Origin of the sequence: Levilactobacillus spicheri DSM 15429 (genome assembly GCF_001435095.1) — a bacterium.
In the GTDB taxonomy this organism is placed as follows: domain Bacteria; phylum Bacillota; class Bacilli; order Lactobacillales; family Lactobacillaceae; genus Levilactobacillus; species Levilactobacillus spicheri.
The window spans coordinates 84,870-106,334 of record NZ_AZFC01000035.1; the positions used below are offsets into that span (position 1 = coordinate 84,870).

A 21,465-nucleotide genomic window follows, 5' to 3' on the forward strand; every position below is an offset into this window, starting at 1 on the left:
CAGCAATGGGCGGTAAGCTCGTCAACAGATCATTGCGTTTGAAAGCTCAAGGAGTAACCTGCGGCTGCAAGGGTGAAACTTGCAAAATGATCTGCACGAATACTAAACCCATAAATGGCTTATTTTACTCCAAATAATATTTATTGGAGGACATTTATTTATGTCACGTTATACTGGCCCAAGTTGGCGGATTTCTCGTCGTTTAGGGGTTTCCCTTTCCGGCACTGGTAAAGAATTAGCACGGCGTCCTTACGCCCCTGGTGATCACGGTCAAGGCCGTCGCCAAAAGCTTTCCGAATACGGAACGCAATTACGCGAAAAGCAAAAGCTGCGGTTCACCTACGGCTTAACGGAACGTCAATTCTACAACTTGTTCAAGCGCGCTGGTAAGATCAAGGAAGGTACCCACGGGACCAACTTCATGATCTTGCTCGAACGTCGTCTGGACAACGTGGTTTACCGTTTAGGTTTGGCAACGACTCGTCGTCAAGCTCGTCAATTGGTTAACCATGGTCACATCACTGTTGATGGCAAGCGTGTGGACATTCCTTCATACGAAGTCGAAGTTGGCCAAGTGGTCAGCGTTCGCGAAAAGTCCAAGGACTTAGCCGTTATCAAGGGTGCCGTTGAAGCCGTTGTGGGTCGTCCACAATACGTTGACTTCGACGCTGACAAGTTGGAAGGTTCCTTGACGCGTCTTCCTCAACGGGAAGAACTCGATGCAGAACTCGACGACTCCTTAATCGTTGAATACTACAACCGTTAAAAAGACCTTTTACCGGTTATCAAAAAAGCTTGCCGTTATTGGCAAGCTTTTTTGTTGTCCTCAATTAGTTCAGCAGTTCGCGGTAGACCGGCAGTAACGCCCCCACGGTCGCCTGAATCGTCGCCAGTTGATCCGCGGCCGTCCCCGTGAAGAAGGCACTTCCCCGCAAGAAGTCGCGGCCCACCTGCCATTCGGCGTGTTTCCGCCGGTGTTGGTCGGCCAAGAGGGCCTGGTAGGTGGCCGTCGTCAGCGGCTGGGGCGCCCGTTTATCGGTATGGTCGTTAGCACACTGAAAGGCCGCCGGTAATTGCGTCACGGTGCTTAATGCCACCCCATCGGCCAAGGCGACCCGGTTCGTGGCCTCATCCAGCAGGTTCAGCCAGATGTACAGCCGGTCATCCCACAGACCAATTTCCAGGTGTGGCAGGCGTTTATAGCCCCGCTTGGACGTACTCAGCGCGACCCAGGTATCCGGCGGCGGATTCTTCGTGCGCCGCCGATGCAGCGCCACGTGGGGATACAGCGGTTGCCCCAGTTCGGCCAGCGTGGGCTGTAAGGCGGCGACCGTCTCCTCGAACTTAGGATCCAGGATCTGCCGGATCTGGCCCAGACGGCCCGCTAACGTCGGGTCCGCAAAAATATCGAAATCTTGATTGACGTACATGGTCTCACCCCTTTATTCACGGTCGTTTCCATTCCATGTTATACTAATGCCACTACGTTGGAAAGAGGGATTTAAATGACTGAGAAAAGTCCAATGGAAGAACATTTACAGACGGCCATGTACGGAACGCCCAAGATCAATCCGGACGAACAACGTCACTACCTGGGCACCTTCCGGGAACGGGTCTCTTTGACCATGACCATCGCCGAGGTCGTTGACCGGCAGAACCTCTCGCCGTTCATCACCGAGATCACGGCGCACCCCGACTACCAGGTCATCCTGAACGGCCATATCGACCAGGCCGACCTGGGCCCCTACCTGAAGGTCGCCAGCCAGCACAACGTGAAGTTCATCATTCGTCAGGACACCATCTACGGCGTCAACGACAGTGACCTGGGACTCGTGGTCGCCAGCGACACGGCCATCAACGTGGCCCCCGTGGCCCTGAGCAAGAAGTACCCGGCCCCGAGCGCGACCGACGCACCCACCCAGCCTAAAAAGGAAGGGTGGCTCAGCCGCCTCTTCCACGACGAATCCTAAATCTAGAAAGGAGTCTTCACTTTTGGCACAACCCTTAGCCTACCGGATGCGCCCCCAACGGTTGGAAGACATCGTCGGCCAGCAAGACTTGGTCGGCCCCGGCAAGATCATTCGGCGCATGGTGGCGGCTAAACTGCTCTCCTCCATGATCCTCTACGGACCCCCGGGCACCGGCAAGACCAGCATCGCCAGCGCCATCGCCGGCTCCACCAAGTACGCCTTCCGCAAGCTCAACGCCGCGACCGATTCGAAGAAGGATCTGCAGGTCGTGGCCGAAGAAGCCAAGATGAGCGGGACGGTCATCCTCTTGTTGGATGAAATCCACCGGTTGGACAAGACCAAACAGGACTTCCTGTTGCCCCACCTCGAGAGTGGCCGGATCATCTTGATCGGCGCCACCACCGAGAACCCCTACCTGAACATCAACCCGGCCATTCGGAGTCGAACACAGATCTTCGAGGTCCATCCCCTGACTCACGACGACATCATGACCGCCCTCAACCGGGCCATCACCGACGCCGACCGGGGACTGGGCCAATTACCACTGACCGTTGATCCGGACGCCCTGGCCTTCATGGCCGACGCCACCAACGGCGACCTGCGCAGTGCTTTGAACGGCCTCGAACTGGCCGCTCAGTCCACGCCGCCGGACGCCCAAACGGCCGAGATTCACGTCACGCTGGCCGTGGCCGAGGAATGTTTTCAGCGCAAGGCGTTGATGGGTGACAAGAACGGTGACGCCCACTACGACGTCATCTCGGCGTTTCAAAAATCGATTCGGGGCAGCGACACCGACGCCGCCCTCCACTACATGGCCCAGCTCATCGCTGCCGGGGACCTGCCGTCGATCTGTCGACGGCTCCTGGTCATCGCCTACGAGGACGTGGGGATGGCCAACCTACCCGCGGCGGCCCGGACCGTGGAGGCCGTTCAGGCGGCCCAGCAACTGGGGCTGCCCGAGGGGCGAATCCCGCTGGCCGACGCGGTGATCGAACTGTGCCTCTCACCGAAGTCCAATTCGGGCATCGCGGCCATCGACGCGGCCTTGGCCGACGTCACCGGCGGCCACAGCGGCATCGTTCCCGACCACCTCAAGGACGCCCACTATGCGGGAGCTAAGAAGTTGGGGCACGGGACCACCTATAAGTTCCCCCACGACTACCCCAACGACTGGGTCCAGCAACAATACCTGCCCGACACCCTGCGGCACGCGCAGTACTACGAACCCAAGACCAACGGGACGTTTGAGCAACGTCTGGCCGACCAATATCACCGATTACGCCGGGCCAATTATCACGATAATTGATATTTAAAAGTTAATATGCTACGATACAGGTGTTCTAAGGTGTACGCGTTGTCTCACTACAAGTTGCCGATCAAGTAATATTGAAACGGGATTGCTAAACGATGTCGAAGATGACAGGCCTTTTCATTTGGAAGTCAGACGCCTCATCCGGCGATCCCCCCTGCATTGTCATCGCGGGTCAACATGACTAGACAATTAACGGCACCACTTAGATCGACCAAAGCCTTGTGCTTTGCGGGCCATTCCTTTGAATGGCCCTTTTCTTTTGCCCACATTGACCGGTAACCCTACCACATTGACCGGGCATTTGGTAGAATAGAGGGTCATCACCTACCATTCAGTTAAAGACGTTAAGGAGGAACTTTTTCCCATGGCCATCACAATTCTCATGATCATTTACACGCTGCTTTCCTGCGGGATTGGCTGGTACTTCTTCAGTCACCGCCGCAAGCCCTTTTTGCTTTTCCATCCCGAATCTTCCCCCGAACTGAGCCGGGTGCTCACCGTCGGCGGAATCCTGCTGATGGTGATTGGCGTCTTCTCGGCGGCGGCCACCATCGTGAACAACACCATCTTCATTTCCGTGATTTTACTGGTCGGCGTCATCGCCATTATCAGTCTGCAATTGATTCTCCTCCATTGGTTCCCTAAGGGGTAACCGGTTCCAATTTTTCCCTGATTTTTTGCCATTTTACTTTTTATTTCATCAAAAATAACGTATGATGAAAGTATCAAGTAATGAGAGGTGAATAATATGTTACAACAATACAAGCACATTTTAGTTCCCGTTGATGGGTCTTACGAAGCTGAATTAGCCTTCAAGAAGGCCGTGGCGGTAGCTAAGCGTAACGATGCTGATTTACATCTCGTTCACGTTGTCGATACCCGCGCTTTCCAAAACATCTCGAGCTTCGACACCAGCATGGTGGAACAGGTGACCGAGACCGCTAAGAAGACGCTCGACAAGTATGTCGCTGACGCCAAGGCGGATGGCTTAGACAAGATTGACTACGCTATCGAATACGGTGCGCCCAAGACGATTATCGCCCGGGACGTTCCGCGGGATAACGACACGGACCTCATCATGATCGGGGCCACCGGGTTAAACGCGGTCGAACGGCTCTTAATCGGTTCCGTGACCGAATACGTCACGCGCACGGCGGTTTGCGACGTCATCGTTGTTCGGACTGACCTGAACAACCAACCCGCTAAGCTCACCAAACCAGAAAATTAATTTGCTATTATTGAAGAGCCTGGGACAAAAGTCTCAGGCTCTTTATTGTCTCCAAATAGTTGGTGGCGAAACGTGCGCCAAAAGGCAGCTGGTTCCGCTCTCTTTTGGGAGAATGCTTCAGACTAAAGGGCGTTTCCCGCTTGCCTCGGGAAACGCCCTATTTTGACACCAGTTTGAATTAGTCGACCACCGTGGCCTGCGTGGCCAACCGTTGTTGTAACGCCACGTTATGGGTCACCAGTGCCAGCGTCTTCGCGATGCTAAAGCTGCGCTTGGCGGCCGGTGCGGCCAGTAACGCCGTCTCGGCCTCCCCCTTCAACTCGTACAACACGTCGATCAGGTACAGGGAGGCTTGTTGTTTGACCACGCGCAACGCGGCCTCGGCGTTTTCATTCACCAACTGGGGTTGTTCCAGTTGTAAGTACAGTTGGGCAATCCGGTAACGGGCCCAAATCAAGCGGCAAAATTCTTCCTTCTCGTGCCACTCGTAATTGTCTAAGTAGGTCATGGCTTCCCGGAGGTAATAGTGGGCCTTCTCATACTCTTTCCGCTCCAAATAAGCCGCCGCCATCCCCACGTTCCCGACGATGGCGTACAGATCCCACGGCATCCGGTAAGACCGGTGCAGCAACAGGTTAAAGTGAAAGATGGCTTCGTCCGGTTGCTGGTGCGCGCCTAACTCCACGAAGCCCCGGTAATAGTGATACCGTTCCCGGTCAAAGGCGTTCTGAACACTGGCCATGTTCAATTGATCCAACAACCGACTCGCGTCCGCATAGTCCCCGGACCGGACCGCCCGCGAGATGCGGTCAAATTGCTCGTCTAAACTGCTGCCCATCCCCGCCAAGATGTCGCCGAGGGACACGTTCAAACGGCGACAAATCTGAAGGATGATCTTGATACTGGGTACCTTATTCTTCTTTTCCATGAGGCTGACGGTGGCTTGTGTGCAAATCCCCTCGGCCAACTCCTGCTGCGATAAATTCTTTTGCTTGCGGTATTGTTTAACCTTATCCCCTAATAAGCGCATCTAATTTCTCCTTGTCAATAGCCCTGTTGATTTCTGTCAAAACAGATAAAAACCGAACATTGGTCGACGGCGTCTGATTTTTCACTAAACTAACCAGCAACCCAAGTCGCCGATGGCTTCTCCCCAAGCCCTGCCGATATCTTTATCTTTATTTATAATAATAAGTGATTCAACGGGAAACACAAGCAATATGCCGCTTTATTAAGGAACTTTAATCTGTCTATACCATTCTTTCATTTTAATATAACGCTTTTTATCGTCGGAATATTATCATTAAATATTTTAGTATAGTTCGTATTTAACCGGGTTAGGGACTAATCGATAAATTCAAATATAGCTTAAAACAAAGTTCATCACCACGGCCCACCAAGCCTGGCGGGTGGGTTGGGCCACCACCCGCTGAAGCCGGGAAAGTTCATTGGTGATCTGGCCGTCCGCACCCAGGGCCCACAGTCGGGTCATGGCCGCCGACGAATCGGGCGTCCACAGGTAGGCCGGCGCGTGGGCGGCGTGCGCCGCTGCGACGAACTGGTCACTCACGGATAACCGCTGAAACGAGTAAAAGTCCGCGGGCACCGAACTCGGGGCGACCCAGTTGAACGGCGTGATGTAGCCCACCCGCAGCGCGGGCACATCCCGGCGCAGTTGGGCAACGACCCGGTAATCCAGTGAATGCACGGCCGACTGATCCCGGGTCAAGCGGCGTCCGTAAGCCCGCGCAAACCGCCGGACCATCCCCGGTGAATCCTGTGGCGTGGTCTTTAATTCGACCAACAGGGGCTGCCGCAAGGCCTCCGCTGTCCGCAGATAACGGTCCCACCCCACCAGTCGGGCGGATTGCCCGTTCTCCCGGACGGTCAGCCGTTCCAGCTGGCGCAGGGTCAATTGGTGCGGGGTCACGGAACGACCCGCCAACCGTTGCAGGTTTTCATCATGCAGGACTACCCAGCGGTGATCACGGGTCTCGTGGAGGTCCATCTCCACGTAGCGGGGGTGTTCTTGGTGAACGTGCCGCAACGCCCCCAGGGTATTCTGCACGCCAACGCCGTGATCCACGCCCCGGTGGCTGATCGTCACGGTGGCCTGAAAGCGGTCCGGCTGACGGACCGTCTGCGCCACCACCGCACCGCTGATGACTAGCCAGCTCACGACCAGCCCCCAGAAGGGCCACCGTAGGGCCCAGTGCGGATGGATTGGCCGCTGAATCGGTTGACCGCACCAGCTCCAAATCAGCGTCACGGCCCCGAGCAGCGCGGCCAGCGTGAAGCCAGCCAGAATCACCAGGAGCGAGCCGCGCGTTACCCAGCGAACCACCTGGGTGCTAAAACAGCGGTCGGCCAGCCGATTAACGGCCACCACCGCCAGACTCATCGCAAACCAGCTCGCCAGCAGGCCGACCTGAACGCCGAGGCCGCTGAGCATCTGCCACCCCGTCCCCCGGTGTCCCGTCGTCGTGACGGGCAAATGCCGTGGCCCCCAGATCAATCCCCAGAGGACCAGTGCCAGGTAGAGCAAGCCACTCACCACGAGCACCGGCCGCCGGTTCAACGTGACCCAGTTCACCAGCGTGGCCGGCATGGGCAGCCGGACCCAGAAGCGACTGCTGAGGCCCCACAGACCCCACGGCAGGGCCAAGATGCCGCCAGTCAACCCTAAGCCCGCCCAGGCCAAGACCCGGCGGCCACCGTTAGGCGTCGAGCGGAAATCACCAGGCGCCTGGGTCAGTAGTGCTCGGCCGACCCGCCAGAGCTGCCGCCCCATCAACCCAATGACCAGCAGGGCCAGACACCAGCCTACCAACGACTGACCCGGTCGCCGGCCCCACCAGCGCAATGCTCCCAGTCCCAGGATCACCCCGGCCCAACCCGCGGCCAGTCTTGGGGCCAGCAGGCCATGGACCCACGCGCTTCTCAATTGTTGTCCCCATCGTTGCATCCTTTCAACTCTCCTTTTCCCACAAAAAAAGCCGGCGGGTCTCCCCTACCGGCTCACACGAGCGTTATGCTTGTTTCGGCTTGTACGTTGAAGCCGCCGAATTGTCACTCAGCGGAATAAAGTCGTAGGCCAATTGATCCTGGCGCTTGAACTCATCAATTCCTAAGGTGATCAACTCGTCAATCAAGTCCGCGTAGCTCAGACCCGATGCTTCCCACAGTTGCGGGTAGAGGCTGATGTTCGTAAATCCAGGTAAGGTGTTGACCTCCCCCACGTACGGGACGCCATCCTTGGAGACCAGATAGTCGATACGGGCCATCCCGGTCAATCCCAGGGCCGCATAGGTCTGCAGCCCCATCTCGGTGATCTCTTGCGTCAGTTGCTCGTCCAACTTCACGGGCACTTCGAAGGTCACCCCACTGGCGTCCACGAACTTGTTGTTGTAGTCGTAGAAGACATCCTGCTTAGGAACCCGAATGGCCCCCAGCTTAGACGCCTTGGGCTGTTCGTTCCCCAGAATGGAGATTTCCACTTCTTCCGGCCCGGCAATCGTCTCTTCGACCAGCACCTTGTAGTCGTAGCGGAAGGCGTCGGCCATTCCGTCCACGTACTCTTGTTCGTTGCTGGCCTTGTGAATCCCAATGGAAGACCCTTGGTTCGCCGGCTTGATGAAGACATCCGTCCCGAGTTCTTGCTTGATCTTCGCGTAGTCGTACGTTGCCCGGTTAGCGGGCGTTACCACCACGTACTTGGTGTTGCGGATGCCATTTGCGGTCAAGACCTGCTTTGTCCGATCCTTATCAAAGGACGTTGCTGATGCCAAGACGCCACTCCCCACGTAAGGTTTTTTCAATAAGCGGAAAAGCCCCTGGATCGTACCGTCTTCGCCCAAATTACCGTGGATAATTGGGAAGAAGACATCGATGTCCTTTGCCTGGGATAGGTTCCAAATGGGTGCCAATGGATTCGAAGCGTCTACTTTCGCCTGTTCCTCAGCCGCAACGGTCGCTTCGTCTTCGCCGTCGAAGACTCGCCGGGAAGCCGCGTCACTTAACACGAACCCATCACGCGTTAGTAAGAATAAACTGACGTTGTAATGGGACTTGTCCATCGCGTCGTAAATGTTGTGAGCCGAACGCTTAGAAACGTCGTGCTCCGAGGAATTGCCACCGAATAGTAAACCGACGTGTAATTTTTTATTTTCCATGATGTCACTCATCCTATCGTATAGTTTTCGGTTAGCCTTCAGTATACCATTTCTTCTTCAGAATACCTATACAACTAAGCCAAAAAATCAATCGCCGCCGTTAAATAGGCCCGAATCTGCGGTGAAAGATCCCGATGAAGCTGCATGGCGTCCAACAGCCGCTGCCGGTTATAGTAGCGGTTCCACCCGGCGGCCGTCTCGACCGACCGCCGTCGCATGGCGACCTGGTGCCGCCAGCGTTTCAAGGCCTGCAAGCAGGCGTCCTCGTACAGGGGATGCCGGTTCGTCAGGGCCACCAGGTAATTGCCCATCCGGTCGGTCTCCCCGTAGATCAACGGCGTGGTCAGGCGTTTGAACCGCTCAAAGAAGGCCGTCATCAAGAAGAGCTTGTCCGCCCGCGGCAACGCCGGACTATCGTTGAGGGCCGTCAGCAGGGCCGTCACGGACGTAAAGGCGTGCGCCCACCCCTGACCATTGATGAAGCCGCGGGTGTCCGTTTCCAAGCAGAGATAGGTCGCGACCTGTTGGACCAGCCGCGGGTAATCGATGGTCACCCGCTCCGGATGGTCGTTGCCGTAATGGACCAGCGTCGCTAAAAATGAAATGGCCGCTGACCGGCCAAAGACGGCTTGGTTGGCCGGTTCCAAGACGTGGTCGAAGAGCCGCTGATCGCTGAGCAACTGGTCCATCAGCCAATTCAGCTGGTTCGGGGGAAAGACCCCCGCCTCCAACGCATCGTACAGGGTAAAGTGGACCCCCGTGTACCGCACGCGCGGATCGACCGACCGGAGATGTTCCAACAACGTCGCCAATTCCGCCAGGGAGACCGTCGCGGGCTGCGTTCCCGCCAGCCGCTGGTGGATGGCATCCAACAGGTCGTTGACCTGGTCATCTTCCGTGGGCAGGTCGATGGGCGTCCGCCGGTGCCGCCGCACCCCGTCGATGAGTTGCCCCATCCGGGGACCCAGTGACTGGTACACGGTTCCCTGATGCAATTGTTGCTGTAACGCCCGTAAGTTCTGTTGTAACATTCCGATCTGCTCGTCCATCAAAAATCCTCCATGTGTATTATGACTCGACCTTCCCCGTATTGATCACCGGTTGCGAGCCCCGTTCGTTGATAATCGACACCATCATGTTATTGATCAGTTGCAGCTTTTGGTTATCCGTAAGTTCCAGGTCCGTTTCGTCCGCTAGGCGGCTAATGGCGCCCTCGGTGATGGACACGGCCCCCTCGACGATGATCTTCCGCGCCGACAGGATGGCCTGCGACTGTTGCCGCTGCAGCATCGCCGAGGCGATTTCCGTTGCGTAGGCCAGGTGCGTCAGCCGCGTTTCGACGATTTCGACCCCTGCGACGTCCAGCCGTTCCTGCAGCTCCTCGGTCAGGTGGTTCGAGACCTCGGTCGGATTGCTCCGCAGGGTCAGGGCCTTGCCATCCCCGAAGTTATCGTAAGCGTATTCAGAAGCAACGTGCCGAATAGCCGATTCGCTTTGAATCTCCACGAATTGTTCGTAGTCCTCCACCGCAAACAGCGCCTTACTGGTATCCACGACCTTAAACACGATGACCGCGGCGATCTCCACCGGGTTCCCCTGCAGATCGTTGACCTTCAAAATCGCGCTGTTAAAGTTCCGGACCCGTAGCGAGACCGTCGCCTTATTGGTCAGCGGGATGGTCAGGTACAGCCCGGCCTCCCGGATGGTCCCCACGTAACGGCCGAAGAAGGTCAGGACCTTCGACTGGTTGGGGCCGATGATGGTCAGACTACTCCCAGCCAACGCGGCCAAGATGACCAACAAGAGGCCCACGATGAAGAATCCGTTGGCCTGCCACATCATGAACCCCCCGCCGATCAGCAGGGCTAAGACAATCAACAATCCCAAATACCCGTTAATATGAAACACATTTTTCTCCTGCATACGCCCACTCCATTTCTATACACGATTAGCTAAGAGATTCTCTAACTCCCATTATACCCGACAATCCGCCGTGAGCCTAAAAAACCGGCTAAACTCCGCAGAGTTTAGCCGGTTCAGCGGTTACCTTAAGCTTCTTGCACGTCGACGAACCAAGCAGCGTCCGTATCGGTGCCGTTTAAGGCGTCGAAACTGTCGTCTAAGGCTGGGTTGACCGCCGTGACCTTGCCCGTTACGGGGCTCGGAATGTCAGAAACCGCTTTGTCGGCTTCCACGCTCAGCAGGTTGTCACCCTTCTTGACCTCATCGCCGACCGTTGGCAACTTGGCGAACTTGACCGTTCCCAGTTCGTCTTGTCCCTCGGTCGTTAAGCCAATGCGGGTCCCGTCATTGGTAGCCTTCGTCCAGAAATACTTCACCATTTCACTCATGATTCATGATCTCCTTTATTTAAACGACTCGTTACGACTGAACATGTAACTCTTATAATGATACCGCATTGACATGATTAATCCAATTCCAATCAAATTTCCAATCAATGCCGACCCCCCTTGACTCACGAAGGGTAACGGAATCCCCGTCAGCGGTAACAGCCCGATGCTCATCCCGATGTTTTCGAACACGTGGAAGAGGATCATCATGATGACCCCGGTCGAGATGTAGGCGTAAAACACGTTCTTGGTATCGAACGTGACCCGAATCATTTGGTAGATCAACAGGAAGTACAGGAAAATCAGCACACAGCCCCCGATGAACCCGAAGTTTTCCCCGATGACGGAGAAGATCATATCGGATTCCCGCACGGGGACGTACACGTGCGAAACGTTAAAGCCCGTCCCGAAGATGCCCCCGGAACCGACGGCCTTCATACTCTGCCAGAGTTGGTACCCCTGGTTCGACGTATCCGACGCGGGGTGCAACCAGGTGTCGACCCGGGAGAATTGGTAGGCCTGAAAGCCGACCTTCTCCAGGATCTTCCGCCCGCCGGTGGTGGTGACCAGCGCTAGCGCGGTCCCCCCGACGACCCCCACGATGGAGAACGCGGGCACCAGGATCTTCCAGGTAATCCCGGAGACCAGGATGACCCCCCCGGCGATGGCGAAGAACACCAGCATGGTCCCGAAGTCATTTTGCAGCTTCAAGCCCACGGCCACTGGCAGCGTCCAGAGAATGATCTTCCCGATCAGCCGCCAATCGGAGTTCATGGTGTGGACCGGAAAATTGTTGTTGTGGTCGGCCACGACCCGCGCCAACATCAGGATGAAGGCGGGCTTCATGATTTCGGACGGTTGAAACGTCAACGGCCCGATGGCAAACCAACTCCGGGCACCGGTACTGGCGTAGTACGCCCGGCTATAGAAAATCAACACGGACAGCAGCAGGAAGAGCCCAATGCCATACAGCAACGGGGCCACCTTCCACAACTGTTCCGAGTCAAACTGCATAATAATCACAATCGCAACGGTCCCAATCACGTACCAGACCAGCTGCGAAACAACGGCCGACGTCACGCTGGTGGCACTCGAATCGTGGGTCGCCGCCACGTAAATCGACGCAAGGCCAATCAAGGCCAACATTAACACGCAAAAGATGATGCCCCAGTCAATCCGGGAGTCCACCTCATCTTGTTGCCTTGTCGCATTTTTTGCCACAATGATTGCTCCTTAATCAAACTAGATTTTACCCTTATTATAAAGGCCGGAGTGGAATTGAAACGTTCCGCTCCGGCCAACTTTACGAAAAATTATTATCCCCGGTGCAGGTGGTAGTCCCGCAGCAACAATTCGACACCTTCGTCAACGGTCTTGACGCGGTACACGTCGCCGTCCGTGAGTTGGGCCTCAAACCGGTCTTCCACGGGCTTGACCGTTCCGATCGTCGAATCGCCGATCTTCAAGGCTGACACCGTGGTGCCATCGGACTGTTTCTGTTCATCTACGGTCACCTGGACCGCCTTTTCTCGTTTGCTCATGCCAACGCTCCTCGTCTTTATTTAGTCGTCGTGTCTTGCTTATCCAGCTGCATTTCTGCGCGATAAGCCCGTTCGGCCGCCACGTTGCGTCGCAGGGTGAAGTGATCCGGTACCGGATCGACCCCGCCCCGCACGAAGGGGTGACAGCGTAAGATGCGGGCCAGCCCCATCAGGCCGCCCTTCAGCGCCCCATGCTTGGCCAACGCCTGCAGCATGTAGGTCGAACACGTCGGGTAGTACCGACAGGTCGGGGGAAACAGCGGTGAGATCCACCGCTGATACCCGCGAACCAGCTTCATTAATAACCACCGCATGTCCGCACCTCCTTGGGTCTTCGAGTGCCTAGTTGTTTTGCTTAGCAACCTTGGTATTCATGTGTTCCAACAGGACGCCGGCTCCCTTGGCCACGTTATCCAACGGGTCTTCGGAGATGATGACCGGCACCGTCAGCTTCTCAGAGAAGAGCTTGTCGATTCCGTCGAGCAGCGCCCCACCACCGGTCAACATGATGCCCCGGTCAATGATGTCCGCCGCCAATTCGGGTGGCGTCGTTTCCAGTACGGCCATCGCCGCAGCGATGATCTGGTCGACGGAGTCATGGATGGCTTCCTCGACTTCGGCCGCCGTAATCGTGACCTCCGTCGGCATCCCAGAAACGGAATCCCGGCCCCGAACGGCCATGGTCTTCTTCTCGTTACCGGGTTCTGGATAGGCCGTCCCGATCTTGATCTTGATGGTTTCCGCCGTCCGTTCCCCGACGATCAGGTTGTGCTTGTGCTTGAGGTAGTTGACGATCTCGGTGTTCATCCGGTCACCGGCCACGCGAATGGACCGGCTCGAAACGATGTCCCCCAGGGAGAGGATGGCGATGTCACTGGTCCCCCCACCCATGTCGATGACCATGTTGCCGCTTGGCTTGAAGATGTCCATGCCGGCACCTAAGGCCGCTACCTTGGGTTCTTCTTCCAGGTAGACCTTGGCACCTCCGGACTTCTCCGCCGCCTGAATGATGGCCTTGCGCTCAATCTCCGTAATGTTCGTCGGCGCGCAGATCATGATGTTCGGCTTCGAGAGGAATCCCTTCACACTGAGTTTGTTAATGAAGTATGACAACATGGCTTCAGTAATATCAAAATCGGAGATAACGCCGTCCTTCAAGGGACGAATGGCGCGAATATTCCCCGGTGTCCGTCCCACCATGCGGTAGGCTTCGGACCCCACCGCCAATACCTTATCAGTCTTCGTATCAATTGCCACCACGGATGGTTCGTTTAATACGATGCCCTTACCGACCACGTAAATCAAAACGTTCGCGGTCCCCAAATCAATACCAATGTCTTTCGCCATACTCTGGAATCCTCCTGATTTTAAATGCCAATTTTCAACGTTCAATTATACCACAATCGACCCCAACTCTAAACGGTTTGACAGGCCAAATAAAAAGGTGGCCTTACGCCACCTTCATCGTTCTCACTAAACTTCATTATCAACGCGCATGTTCTTTAAGACCACGGCATCGTTGTCGGGAACCGAAATCCGCTTGATCTCGGCACCCAGGGCCGCCAACTTCTTGTGGAAGTCGTAGTAGCCCCGGTCCAGGTACTTCAGGTTCGTGACCTGCGTGTACCCGTCCGCTACCAACCCGGCCAAGACCAGTGCGGCAGCCGCCCGTAAGTCGGTCGCGGCCACTTCGGCACCGTTAAAGTCGGTCGGCCCATGCATGACCACGGTCTGTCCGTTGATCTGGAACTGCGCGTTCATCCGCCGCAGTTCTTCCAGGTGCATGAAGCGGTTTTCGAAGACCGTTTCGGTCATGGTACTGGTCCCCTTGGCAGCCAATTGCAAAATCGTCATTTGGGGTTGCATATCCGTAGGGAAGCCCGGATACGGCAACGTCTTCACGTCCGTCGGTTCGAGTTCGTCCGGACCAATCACCCGGATGCCGGCTGGCTCATCGGTCACCCGGACACCCATCTCTTGCAGCTTGGAAATCAATGGTTTGTTGTGTTCCACGATACCATCCTTGATCAGCACGTTTCCGTGCGTCAGGGCAGCGGCCACCATAAAAGTCCCAGCTTCAATTCGGTCCTGAACCACGTTATGGTCGGTCCCGTGCATGACGGGAACGCCGTCAATGCGCAGCGATTCCGTCCCAGCACCGCGGACATGGGCGCCCATCTTGTTCAAGACGTTGGCCAAGTCTACGATTTCGGGTTCCCGGGCGACGTTATCGATCACCGTGGTCCCCTGGGCCAGGCAGGCCGCCATCATAATGTTCTGGGTCGCCCCCACACTAGGGAAGTCCAAGTAGATGTGGCTTCCGGTCAGGTGGTCAGCGAAGGCTTCGATATAGCCATCGTGCTGTTCGATCCGGGCCCCTAAGGCCTCTAAGCCCTTTAAATGCAGGTCGATTGGCCGCGTCCCGATGGCACAGCCACCCGGTAAGGCAACCCGCGCATGACCCAACCGGGCCAACAGTGGCCCCATGACCACGATTGAGGCCCGCATCTTTGAGACGTACTCAAACGGTGCCTCGCTCGACACCTGCTTCGTGGCATCAATCGTGATTTGCCGCTGCGCTTCATCAAAGTCCACACTCAGGTTCAAGAACCGGAGCACTTTATTCATTGTATAAACGTCGGATAGAACCGGAACATTTGCTAAATGCGTGATTCCTTCGCTAGCCAAAATTGATGCCGCTAAAATTGGTAAAACGGCATTTTTGGCCCCTTCGATTTGGACTTCACCCGTTAAGCGGTTCCCACCATGAACAACGATTTTTTCCATGGGATACCTCCAAAAATTTTATGGGTCTACCGTACTAGGTAGCCTAGATTACGAACGTTGTTAATGAAGTCCAGGAAGAATGAGCTACACCCGAATCCGATAGCAACCGCTAACATGACGATCAACACTCGTGATTGGCGTGGATAAAACGTCATCAACCGTTCAATATGCAGACCAGCGATGGCCCAAAATGCAAGTGCGATAAAGAACAAATGACTGATGATCGTTAAAATACCCTGTATTCCGATGAGTTTCATCGACTCCATCCTTTCTGAACATTCTCATTAACTATAGCATATTTTTTTTGGCTTGTCCCCGAGAATCCCGTAAAATCGGCCGTTGTAATATTACATTTACTAATAAATCACGAACCCATTCAGCTTATTCCAAATCTGACGCCGTTTGCTCAAAGTGGTCAAGCAGTGGTCTACCCATTCATGGTTTCCCCGCTTTAGGAGCTGGGGGACCGTTTAAATATACGTCTCGTCACCCTTTATTCATCGCGTCGCCGCCGTTCGCGAGCGAATGACTTGGCCGCTCAACCATTCACCAATCGACCTCCACCATCGCCGGTCTGGTGCGGTGCGTGAGCGCACAAAAAAAGCGTTTGAGCTTACACCCAAACACCCTTCTGCAATGATTAACTTAACGTTAAATCCTTGATTAGTGCTTTGCGACGTTGATCCGGTTGACCGCTCGCCGTAAAGCGACCTGAGCCCGTGCTAAAGTATCGGCATCGTGGGCCGCTTGGGCCTTTTGAATCGATGCTTCCGCCCGTTGACGAGCACTTTCCGCACGTGCCACGTCAATATCGTCTTGACGTTCCGCACTATCGGCAACAATCGTCGCCGTGTTGTTCGAAAATTCGAGGAAACCACCGTTAACGGCGATTTTATCCTCCGAATCACCATGCTTGACCCGGACCTCATCTACTTCGAGCGAAGTAATGATGGGCACGTGGTTTGGCAAGATCCCGAGTTGTCCCAATTTCGTGGTGACCACTAAAAAGGAACTCTCGTGTTCGTAAACCCGACCATCAGGAGTAACGATACTAACGGATAATACTGATGAATTATCAGCCAATTAGAATCCCTCCCTAGTCGTTGGCGATGGCAGCGTTCATTTCCTTAGCCTTCGCAACCGCGTCTTCGATACTCCCACAGTTCCGGAAAGCATCTTCTGGTAGGTCATCGTACTTACCAGCTAAGATTTCCTTAAAGCTGCGGATCGTATCTTCCAACTTCACGTACTTCCCGTCCATCCCAGTAAATTGAGAAGCAACGGAGAATGGTTGTGATAAGAAGAACTGGATCCGCCGAGCCCGGTTAACGATCACTTGTTCTTCTTCAGACAGTTCGTCCATCCCTAAGATGGAGATGATGTCTTGTAATTCGTGGTACCGTTGCAACACGTGTTGCACTTGGGTCGCCACGTCGTAGTGTTCTTGACCCACGATTTCGGGAGCCAAGGCCGTTGACGTCGAAGCCAATGGGTCCACGGCTGGGTAGATCCCTTGTTGCGTCAAGGAACGTTCCAAGTTGGTCGTGGCATCCAAGTGGGCGAAAGTCGTCGCAGGCGCCGGGTCGGTGTAGTCATCGGCTGGCACATAAACGGCTTGGATCGACGTGATCGAGCCCTTCTTGGTTGACGTGATCCGTTCTTGAAGTTGTCCCATTTCAGTTGCCAGCGTTGGTTGGTAACCAACGGCTGAAGGAATCCGCCCCAGTAAGGCAGATACTTCAGAACCGGCTTGCGTGAACCGGAAGATGTTGTCGATAAACAACAGCACATCTTGGCCCTTAACATCCCGGAAGTATTCCGCGATGGTCAAACCGGTCAAGGCAACCCGCATCCGGGCGCCAGGAGGTTCGTTCATTTGTCCGTAAACCATGGCGGTTTGCTTCAAAACACCGGAACCCTTCATTTCCCAGTACATATCGTTACCTTCACGGGTCCGTTCACCAACACCGGTGAAGACGGAAATCCCGTTGTGGCCTTGCGCGATGTTGTGAATTAGCTCTTGAATCAGAACCGTCTTCCCAACACCGGCACCACCGAACAACCCGATCTTCCCACCACGAACGTAAGGTTCGAGTAAGTCGATAACCTTGATCCCCGTTTCGAGGATTTCAGTCGTTGGGTTCAATTCGTCATACTTTGGTGCGTCGCGGTGAATTGGCATCCGCTCTGCATCCGGACCAAATTCGGCGCCGCCATCGATTGGTTCCCCTAAAACGTTGAACACACGACCTAACGTGTCATCCCCCACGGGAACGGAAATGGAAGCCTTGGTGTTCTCAACTTCCATGCCCCGCCGGAGACCATCAGTCCCGTCCATGGCAATGGTCCGCATAACCCCGTCACCTAATTCCAAGGCGACCTCAGTTACCAGGACACTGCCGTCATCTTTTTTGATGTTAAGGGCGGTGTTAATGTCAGGTAATTCATCGTTTAATGGGAATTCAACGTCAACGACTGGTCCAATAACTTGAACAACTTTACCAGTACTCATTATTCGTTAATTCCTCCCGTCATTAGTTCTTTAAGGCTTCTTGTCCACCGGTAATTTCGGTGATTTCGGTCGTAATCGCGGCTTGACGTGCACGGTTGTAGTGCAGTTGCAGCGTATCGATCAAATCATCGGCATTATCCGTGGCCGACTGCATCGCATTGGTGCTGGATGCATGTTCAGAAGTCTTAGCGTCCAGAATCGCACCGTAAACCAGGCTTTCCGCGTATTGCGGCAACACGACCTGCAACACTTCGGCCTCGGAAGGCTCCGTGTCGTATTCCGCCACCAACTTGTTGGTGGGTGTGTCGTTGGCTGCGTCCGTCGTCAAGGTCTCCTTGTCGACAGGCAGCATCTTCTCAGCCCGAAAACGGGATGAGATCCGGTTTACAAAGTGGTTGTAGCAGACGAACAATTCGTCAAACACCTGATTATTGAACATAGTGGTGACGGTCTTCACGATTTCTCGCACTTCGTTGAACTGCGGCACATCGCTGACCCCACGATATTCGTAAGCGACATTCACTCCACGATGTTTGTAGAAGTCCGCACCGGTTCCCCCGACGGCTAGAATCATGTAGTCGTCTTGGTTCGGCGTCCGTTCCTCGATGAAGCGGTTGGCATCCCGCAGGACACTACTGTTGTAGCTTCCAACCATGCCCCGATCTGAGGTAATGACCAAGTAGGCGGTCTTCTTAACTGGACGGTCTGACTGCAGGTTGCTTGAGGAATTATCCAACAGATGAGACTGCGAAAGGTGCATCACGACTGCCTTTACCTTCGACACGTAGTCTTGGTAGCCGGTCGCGTGTTTCTGAATCTTATTTAACTTCGCCGTCGAGACCATTTGCATGGCCGCCGTAATTTGGCGGGTCGCCTTGGTCGAGTTAATCCGACGTTGAACGTCATGAATCGATTCAGCCATTGTTCCTCACCATCCTTCCTTCAAGCAATCTTAATTTTTAGAGTCGTTTGCTGCTTCAGCGTGCTTGGTCGGTTGGAAGGTTTGGTCGAATTCCTTGATAGCGTCTTCCAGGGCGTTACCTTCTGGTAAGTTCCCGGTCGTCGTGATCGTGTCTTCGAGGTCCTTGTGTGAACCGTCCATAAAGTCAAACAACTCGTTTTGGTAACGTAATACGTCTTCGACAGCAAGCTTGTCGAGGTGGCTGTGGGTCAGCGCGAAGAGGATAATAACTTCCTTCGCCACTGGAACGGATTCATGCAAGCCTTGCTTCAAGACTTCCACGGTCCGTTCCCCACGAGCCAACTTAGCTTGGGTCGCAGCATCCAAATCAGACCCGAATTGGGCGAAGGATTCCAGTTCCTTGTAGGAGGACAAGTCCAACCGCAACGTCCCGGCAACCTTCTTCATGGCCTTGATTTGCGCGTCCCCACCAACCCGGGAAACGGAGGTCCCGGCATCCATGGCTGGCCGAACCCCTGAATAGAAGGAATCACTGTTCAGGAAGATTTGACCATCGGTGATGGAAATCACGTTGGTTGGGATATAAGCCGACACGTCACCGGCCTTGGTTTCAATGACTGGCAAGGCCGTCATCGAACCGCCACCCAGCTTATCATTCAACTTCGCTGCCCGTTCCAATAAACGAGAGTGGGTGTAGAAGATATCCCCTGGGTAGGCTTCACGACCTGGTGGCCGCCGTAAAATCAGAGAAAGTTCACGATAAGCATCGGCTTGCTTGGTTAAATCATCGTAGACGATCAACACGTGCTTGCCGTTAAACATGAACTCTTCACCCATGGCTGCACCGGCGTAAGGCGCGATGTACAGCAATGGCGCTGGGTCAGATGGGCCGGCGGATACAACGATGGTGTAATCCATGGCACCAAACTTTTCCAGGGTGGAAACTTGGGACCGCACGGTGGATTCCTTTTGCCCAATGGCAACGTAGACACAGATCATGTCTTGATCTTTTTGGTTAATGATCGTGTCAATGGCAATGGAACTCTTACCGGTCTTCCGGTCACCAATGATTAATTCACGTTGGCCACGTCCAATTGGAACCAAAGCATCGATGGCCTTAATCCCGGTTTGCAGAGGTTCGCTAACCCCTTGCCGGTCCATAACACCCGGTGCCTTATGTTCAATTGGCCGTGTCTTATCAGTCTTAATGTCCCCCTTGCCATCAATTGGTTGACCTAATGGGTTAACAACCCGGCCAATTAATTGATCTCCAACGGGAACTTCCATGATTCGACCAGTCCGCTTAACGGTGTCGCCTTCGGTAATTCCAGTGAAATCACCTAAGATAACGATACCCACGTCACTGGCTTCAAGGTTTTGGACCAATCCATAAACCCCGTTATCAAACAAAAGCAACTCACCTTGCAAGGCGTTGTCCAGGCCATGGGCCCGAGCAATCCCGTCACCAACGTAAGTTACCGTACCAGTTTCTTCAACTGAGAGTTCATCTTGATAGTTTTCTAATTGTTGTTTAATTAGAGTACTGATTTCCTCAGCTTTAATGCTCATGAAAGTTTCACCTCTTTACCTACAGAATTTTTACGACAACAGTTGCCGCCGCAACTTGTTGATTTTCGTCTTAAGACTCCCATCAAGGATCATCCCGGCAGATTGTACCACGACGCCGCCAATGATCGTTGGGTCGACCTGACTGTCTAAAATAACTTTCTGAGCGCCAACCCGTTGTGCGTAGGCTGCCGCGATCTTATCCTTTTGGTCCGCAGATAAGTCGACCGCGGTCGTCACCTTGGCGTAAACGGTGTGATGCAGTTCGTCATACAGGACTTGGAATTGATCGATGATCGCCACCATCGTATCCATCCGACCGTAGTCGTACACCATTTGAATCAGGTTCTGGATGTACGGCGAAGCCGATTCAGCCAATTGGCTGACCAGCTTTTGCCGATCGGTCGCCTGTAAACTAGCGTCTGAGAGTACAGTACCCAATTGCGGGTTGTCCTGGAAGACACGCCGAAGTTCCTGAAGTTCTGTATAACCAGTCTCCAGTTGGTCTTTTTCGGACAACAACTCGAATAATGCGCGTGCGTAGCGCTTAGCTACGGTTGTCCTATTAAGACTCATGTTGCTTCCCCAACCCTTCAATATAAGAATCAATCAATGCCTTTTGGTCGTCAGCGTTTAATTCTCGTTGAATGATCTTGGAAGCAATCTCAATAGACAAGCTTGCCACATCATCTTTTGCATGAGATAAGGCATCTTCGCGCTCTTGATCGATATCCTTTTGGGCACTGGTCTTCAAGCTCTGAACATCGGCTTGTGCCTGCGCCATGATTTGATCACGTTGTTCTTGTCCATTGCTCTTAGCCGTTTGGACGATTTCGGCTGCTTCCGCGTGGGACGCGTTCAGCGCAGATTGGCGCTTAGCTACTAATGCAGCTGCGTCCGTCCGGGACTTTTCAGCAGAATCGATATCGTTTGAGATCTTGTCGGCCCGGTCACTCATCATCTTCGTAATGGGTTTCCATGCGAAGATTTTGATCAACCACATCAGCAAGATAAAGCAAACAATGTAGAACAGCGAATCACCAAAGTAAAGACTTTGAGCGACTACCAAATGTGAAAGCATCTATTGGCACCTCCTTCTAAAAA

24 protein-coding genes are annotated in these 21,465 nt (G+C 54.4%); 5 read left to right on the forward strand and 19 right to left on the reverse strand.

Annotated elements, in window-relative coordinates; translation table 11 throughout:
• Positions 1-160: 160 nt before the first annotated feature.
• On the forward strand, positions 161-766 hold the full coding sequence (gene rpsD, locus FD37_RS09180) for a 30S ribosomal protein S4 (RefSeq protein ID WP_024746946.1): 606 nt from the start codon (positions 161-163) through the stop codon (positions 764-766).
• Between the two features lie 64 nt (positions 767-830).
• Here the strand turns inward: rpsD and FD37_RS09185 are convergent, their stop codons facing one another.
• The gene (locus FD37_RS09185; RefSeq protein ID WP_056964951.1) at positions 831-1,430 is read right to left on the reverse strand and encodes a DUF1054 family protein; all 600 of its coding nucleotides are present in this window, start codon (positions 1,428-1,430) and stop codon (positions 831-833) included.
• 75 nt (positions 1,431-1,505) lie between these two features.
• Here FD37_RS09185 and FD37_RS09190 point away from each other — a divergent pair, with 75 nt between their 5' ends.
• From FD37_RS09190 to FD37_RS09205, 4 genes are all read left to right on the forward strand, one after another.
• A complete protein-coding gene (locus tag FD37_RS09190; RefSeq protein WP_045808277.1) occupies positions 1,506-1,970 on the forward strand; it encodes a YueI family protein in 465 nt (154 codons plus the stop codon).
• A 22-nt stretch (positions 1,971-1,992) separates the two neighbouring features.
• On the forward strand, positions 1,993-3,276 hold the full coding sequence (locus FD37_RS09195) for a replication-associated recombination protein A (protein ID WP_056964952.1): 1,284 nt from the start codon (positions 1,993-1,995) through the stop codon (positions 3,274-3,276).
• A gap of 370 nt (positions 3,277-3,646) precedes the next feature.
• Positions 3,647-3,934 (forward strand): hypothetical protein, encoded by a 288-nt coding sequence (locus tag FD37_RS09200; RefSeq protein WP_045808274.1) that lies wholly within the window; start codon positions 3,647-3,649, stop codon positions 3,932-3,934.
• Positions 3,935-4,030: 96 nt separating this feature from the next.
• Positions 4,031-4,510, forward strand: a complete 480-nt coding sequence (locus FD37_RS09205) for a universal stress protein (protein ID WP_045808273.1) — start codon at positions 4,031-4,033, stop codon at positions 4,508-4,510.
• Positions 4,511-4,688: 178 nt separating this feature from the next.
• On the opposite strand, the gene FD37_RS09210 is transcribed toward FD37_RS09205, so the two are convergent.
• The 18 genes from FD37_RS09210 to atpF all read right to left on the reverse strand — a co-directional run bounded on the left by FD37_RS09210 (position 4,689) and on the right by atpF (position 21,442).
• Positions 4,689-5,540 (reverse strand): helix-turn-helix domain-containing protein, encoded by an 852-nt coding sequence (locus FD37_RS09210; protein WP_045808272.1) that lies wholly within the window; start codon positions 5,538-5,540, stop codon positions 4,689-4,691.
• Between the two features lie 327 nt (positions 5,541-5,867).
• Positions 5,868-7,475 (reverse strand): glycerophosphodiester phosphodiesterase, encoded by a 1,608-nt coding sequence (locus FD37_RS09215; RefSeq protein WP_056964954.1) that lies wholly within the window; start codon positions 7,473-7,475, stop codon positions 5,868-5,870.
• A 64-nt stretch (positions 7,476-7,539) separates the two neighbouring features.
• Positions 7,540-8,682 (reverse strand): D-alanine--D-alanine ligase family protein, encoded by a 1,143-nt coding sequence (locus FD37_RS09220; RefSeq protein WP_056965378.1) that lies wholly within the window; start codon positions 8,680-8,682, stop codon positions 7,540-7,542.
• Between the two features lie 74 nt (positions 8,683-8,756).
• Positions 8,757-9,731: a DUF2785 domain-containing protein gene (locus FD37_RS09225; RefSeq protein ID WP_056964957.1), complete on the reverse strand. Its 975-nt coding sequence runs from the start codon at positions 9,729-9,731 to the stop codon at positions 8,757-8,759.
• Positions 9,732-9,750: 19 nt separating this feature from the next.
• Entirely contained in the window at positions 9,751-10,605 is an 855-nt protein-coding gene (locus tag FD37_RS09230; RefSeq protein WP_056964959.1) for an SPFH domain-containing protein, read from the reverse strand.
• A 125-nt stretch (positions 10,606-10,730) separates the two neighbouring features.
• Complete coding sequence (locus FD37_RS09235; protein WP_045808267.1) at positions 10,731-11,033, reverse strand: glycine cleavage system H family protein; 303 nt, start codon at positions 11,031-11,033, stop codon at positions 10,731-10,733.
• Positions 11,034-11,048: 15 nt separating this feature from the next.
• Positions 11,049-12,254, reverse strand: a complete 1,206-nt coding sequence (locus FD37_RS09240; RefSeq protein WP_045808266.1) for an FtsW/RodA/SpoVE family cell cycle protein — start codon at positions 12,252-12,254, stop codon at positions 11,049-11,051.
• Positions 12,255-12,349: 95 nt separating this feature from the next.
• Complete coding sequence (locus FD37_RS09245; protein WP_045808265.1) at positions 12,350-12,574, reverse strand: DUF2969 domain-containing protein; 225 nt, start codon at positions 12,572-12,574, stop codon at positions 12,350-12,352.
• A 17-nt stretch (positions 12,575-12,591) separates the two neighbouring features.
• The gene (gene yidD / locus FD37_RS09250; RefSeq protein WP_045808264.1) at positions 12,592-12,888 is read right to left on the reverse strand and encodes a membrane protein insertion efficiency factor YidD; all 297 of its coding nucleotides are present in this window, start codon (positions 12,886-12,888) and stop codon (positions 12,592-12,594) included.
• Between the two features lie 28 nt (positions 12,889-12,916).
• Positions 12,917-13,921 carry a rod shape-determining protein gene (gene mreB / locus FD37_RS09255; protein ID WP_045808263.1) on the reverse strand — a complete coding sequence of 335 codons (1,005 nt, stop codon included), beginning with the start codon at positions 13,919-13,921 and terminating at the stop codon, positions 12,917-12,919.
• 126 nt (positions 13,922-14,047) lie between these two features.
• Positions 14,048-15,361: a UDP-N-acetylglucosamine 1-carboxyvinyltransferase gene (gene murA / locus FD37_RS09260; protein ID WP_056964961.1), complete on the reverse strand. Its 1,314-nt coding sequence runs from the start codon at positions 15,359-15,361 to the stop codon at positions 14,048-14,050.
• Positions 15,362-15,387: 26 nt separating this feature from the next.
• Positions 15,388-15,627, reverse strand: a complete 240-nt coding sequence (locus tag FD37_RS09265) for a DUF1146 family protein (RefSeq protein WP_307725082.1) — start codon at positions 15,625-15,627, stop codon at positions 15,388-15,390.
• A gap of 397 nt (positions 15,628-16,024) precedes the next feature.
• Complete coding sequence (locus FD37_RS09270; protein ID WP_045808260.1) at positions 16,025-16,444, reverse strand: F0F1 ATP synthase subunit epsilon; 420 nt, start codon at positions 16,442-16,444, stop codon at positions 16,025-16,027.
• A gap of 13 nt (positions 16,445-16,457) precedes the next feature.
• Positions 16,458-17,873, reverse strand: coding sequence for a F0F1 ATP synthase subunit beta (gene atpD / locus FD37_RS09275; RefSeq protein WP_056964962.1), 1,416 nt, complete (start codon positions 17,871-17,873; stop codon positions 16,458-16,460).
• 22 nt (positions 17,874-17,895) lie between these two features.
• A complete protein-coding gene (locus FD37_RS09280; protein WP_056964963.1) occupies positions 17,896-18,795 on the reverse strand; it encodes a F0F1 ATP synthase subunit gamma in 900 nt (299 codons plus the stop codon).
• Positions 18,796-18,825: 30 nt separating this feature from the next.
• Positions 18,826-20,364 carry a F0F1 ATP synthase subunit alpha gene (gene atpA, locus FD37_RS09285; protein WP_045808257.1) on the reverse strand — a complete coding sequence of 513 codons (1,539 nt, stop codon included), beginning with the start codon at positions 20,362-20,364 and terminating at the stop codon, positions 18,826-18,828.
• Between the two features lie 30 nt (positions 20,365-20,394).
• Complete coding sequence (atpH, locus tag FD37_RS09290; protein ID WP_045808256.1) at positions 20,395-20,937, reverse strand: ATP synthase F1 subunit delta; 543 nt, start codon at positions 20,935-20,937, stop codon at positions 20,395-20,397.
• The gene (atpF, locus tag FD37_RS09295) at positions 20,927-21,442 is read right to left on the reverse strand and encodes a F0F1 ATP synthase subunit B (RefSeq protein ID WP_045808255.1); all 516 of its coding nucleotides are present in this window, start codon (positions 21,440-21,442) and stop codon (positions 20,927-20,929) included. Before atpF ends, atpH begins: the two co-directional genes overlap by 11 nt.
• Positions 21,443-21,465 lie beyond the last annotated feature (23 nt).

Bases quoted from the DNA above. Each gene is read 5' to 3' on its own strand.
- rpsD (WP_024746946.1), top strand. From the start codon at position 161: ATGTCACGTTATACTGGCCCAAGTTGGCGGATTTCTCGTCGTTTAGGG.
- FD37_RS09185 (WP_056964951.1), bottom strand. From the start codon at position 1,430: ATGTACGTCAATCAAGATTTCGATATTTTTGCGGACCCGACGTTAGCG.
- FD37_RS09190 (WP_045808277.1), top strand. From the start codon at position 1,506: ATGACTGAGAAAAGTCCAATGGAAGAACATTTACAGACGGCCATGTAC.
- FD37_RS09200 (WP_045808274.1), top strand. From the start codon at position 3,647: ATGGCCATCACAATTCTCATGATCATTTACACGCTGCTTTCCTGCGGG.
- FD37_RS09205 (WP_045808273.1), top strand. From the start codon at position 4,031: ATGTTACAACAATACAAGCACATTTTAGTTCCCGTTGATGGGTCTTAC.
- FD37_RS09210 (WP_045808272.1), bottom strand. From the start codon at position 5,540: ATGCGCTTATTAGGGGATAAGGTTAAACAATACCGCAAGCAAAAGAAT.
- FD37_RS09215 (WP_056964954.1), bottom strand. From the start codon at position 7,475: ATGCAACGATGGGGACAACAATTGAGAAGCGCGTGGGTCCATGGCCTG.
- FD37_RS09220 (WP_056965378.1), bottom strand. From the start codon at position 8,682: ATGGAAAATAAAAAATTACACGTCGGTTTACTATTCGGTGGCAATTCC.
- FD37_RS09225 (WP_056964957.1), bottom strand. From the start codon at position 9,731: ATGGACGAGCAGATCGGAATGTTACAACAGAACTTACGGGCGTTACAG.
- FD37_RS09230 (WP_056964959.1), bottom strand. From the start codon at position 10,605: ATGCAGGAGAAAAATGTGTTTCATATTAACGGGTATTTGGGATTGTTG.
- FD37_RS09235 (WP_045808267.1), bottom strand. From the start codon at position 11,033: ATGAGTGAAATGGTGAAGTATTTCTGGACGAAGGCTACCAATGACGGG.
- FD37_RS09245 (WP_045808265.1), bottom strand. From the start codon at position 12,574: ATGAGCAAACGAGAAAAGGCGGTCCAGGTGACCGTAGATGAACAGAAA.
- yidD (WP_045808264.1), bottom strand. From the start codon at position 12,888: ATGCGGTGGTTATTAATGAAGCTGGTTCGCGGGTATCAGCGGTGGATC.
- mreB (WP_045808263.1), bottom strand. From the start codon at position 13,921: ATGGCGAAAGACATTGGTATTGATTTGGGGACCGCGAACGTTTTGATT.
- murA (WP_056964961.1), bottom strand. From the start codon at position 15,361: ATGGAAAAAATCGTTGTTCATGGTGGGAACCGCTTAACGGGTGAAGTC.
- FD37_RS09265 (WP_307725082.1), bottom strand. From the start codon at position 15,627: ATGGAGTCGATGAAACTCATCGGAATACAGGGTATTTTAACGATCATC.
- atpD (WP_056964962.1), bottom strand. From the start codon at position 17,873: ATGAGTACTGGTAAAGTTGTTCAAGTTATTGGACCAGTCGTTGACGTT.
- FD37_RS09280 (WP_056964963.1), bottom strand. From the start codon at position 18,795: ATGGCTGAATCGATTCATGACGTTCAACGTCGGATTAACTCGACCAAG.
- atpA (WP_045808257.1), bottom strand. From the start codon at position 20,364: ATGAGCATTAAAGCTGAGGAAATCAGTACTCTAATTAAACAACAATTA.
- atpH (WP_045808256.1), bottom strand. From the start codon at position 20,937: ATGAGTCTTAATAGGACAACCGTAGCTAAGCGCTACGCACGCGCATTA.
- atpF (WP_045808255.1), bottom strand. From the start codon at position 21,442: ATGCTTTCACATTTGGTAGTCGCTCAAAGTCTTTACTTTGGTGATTCG.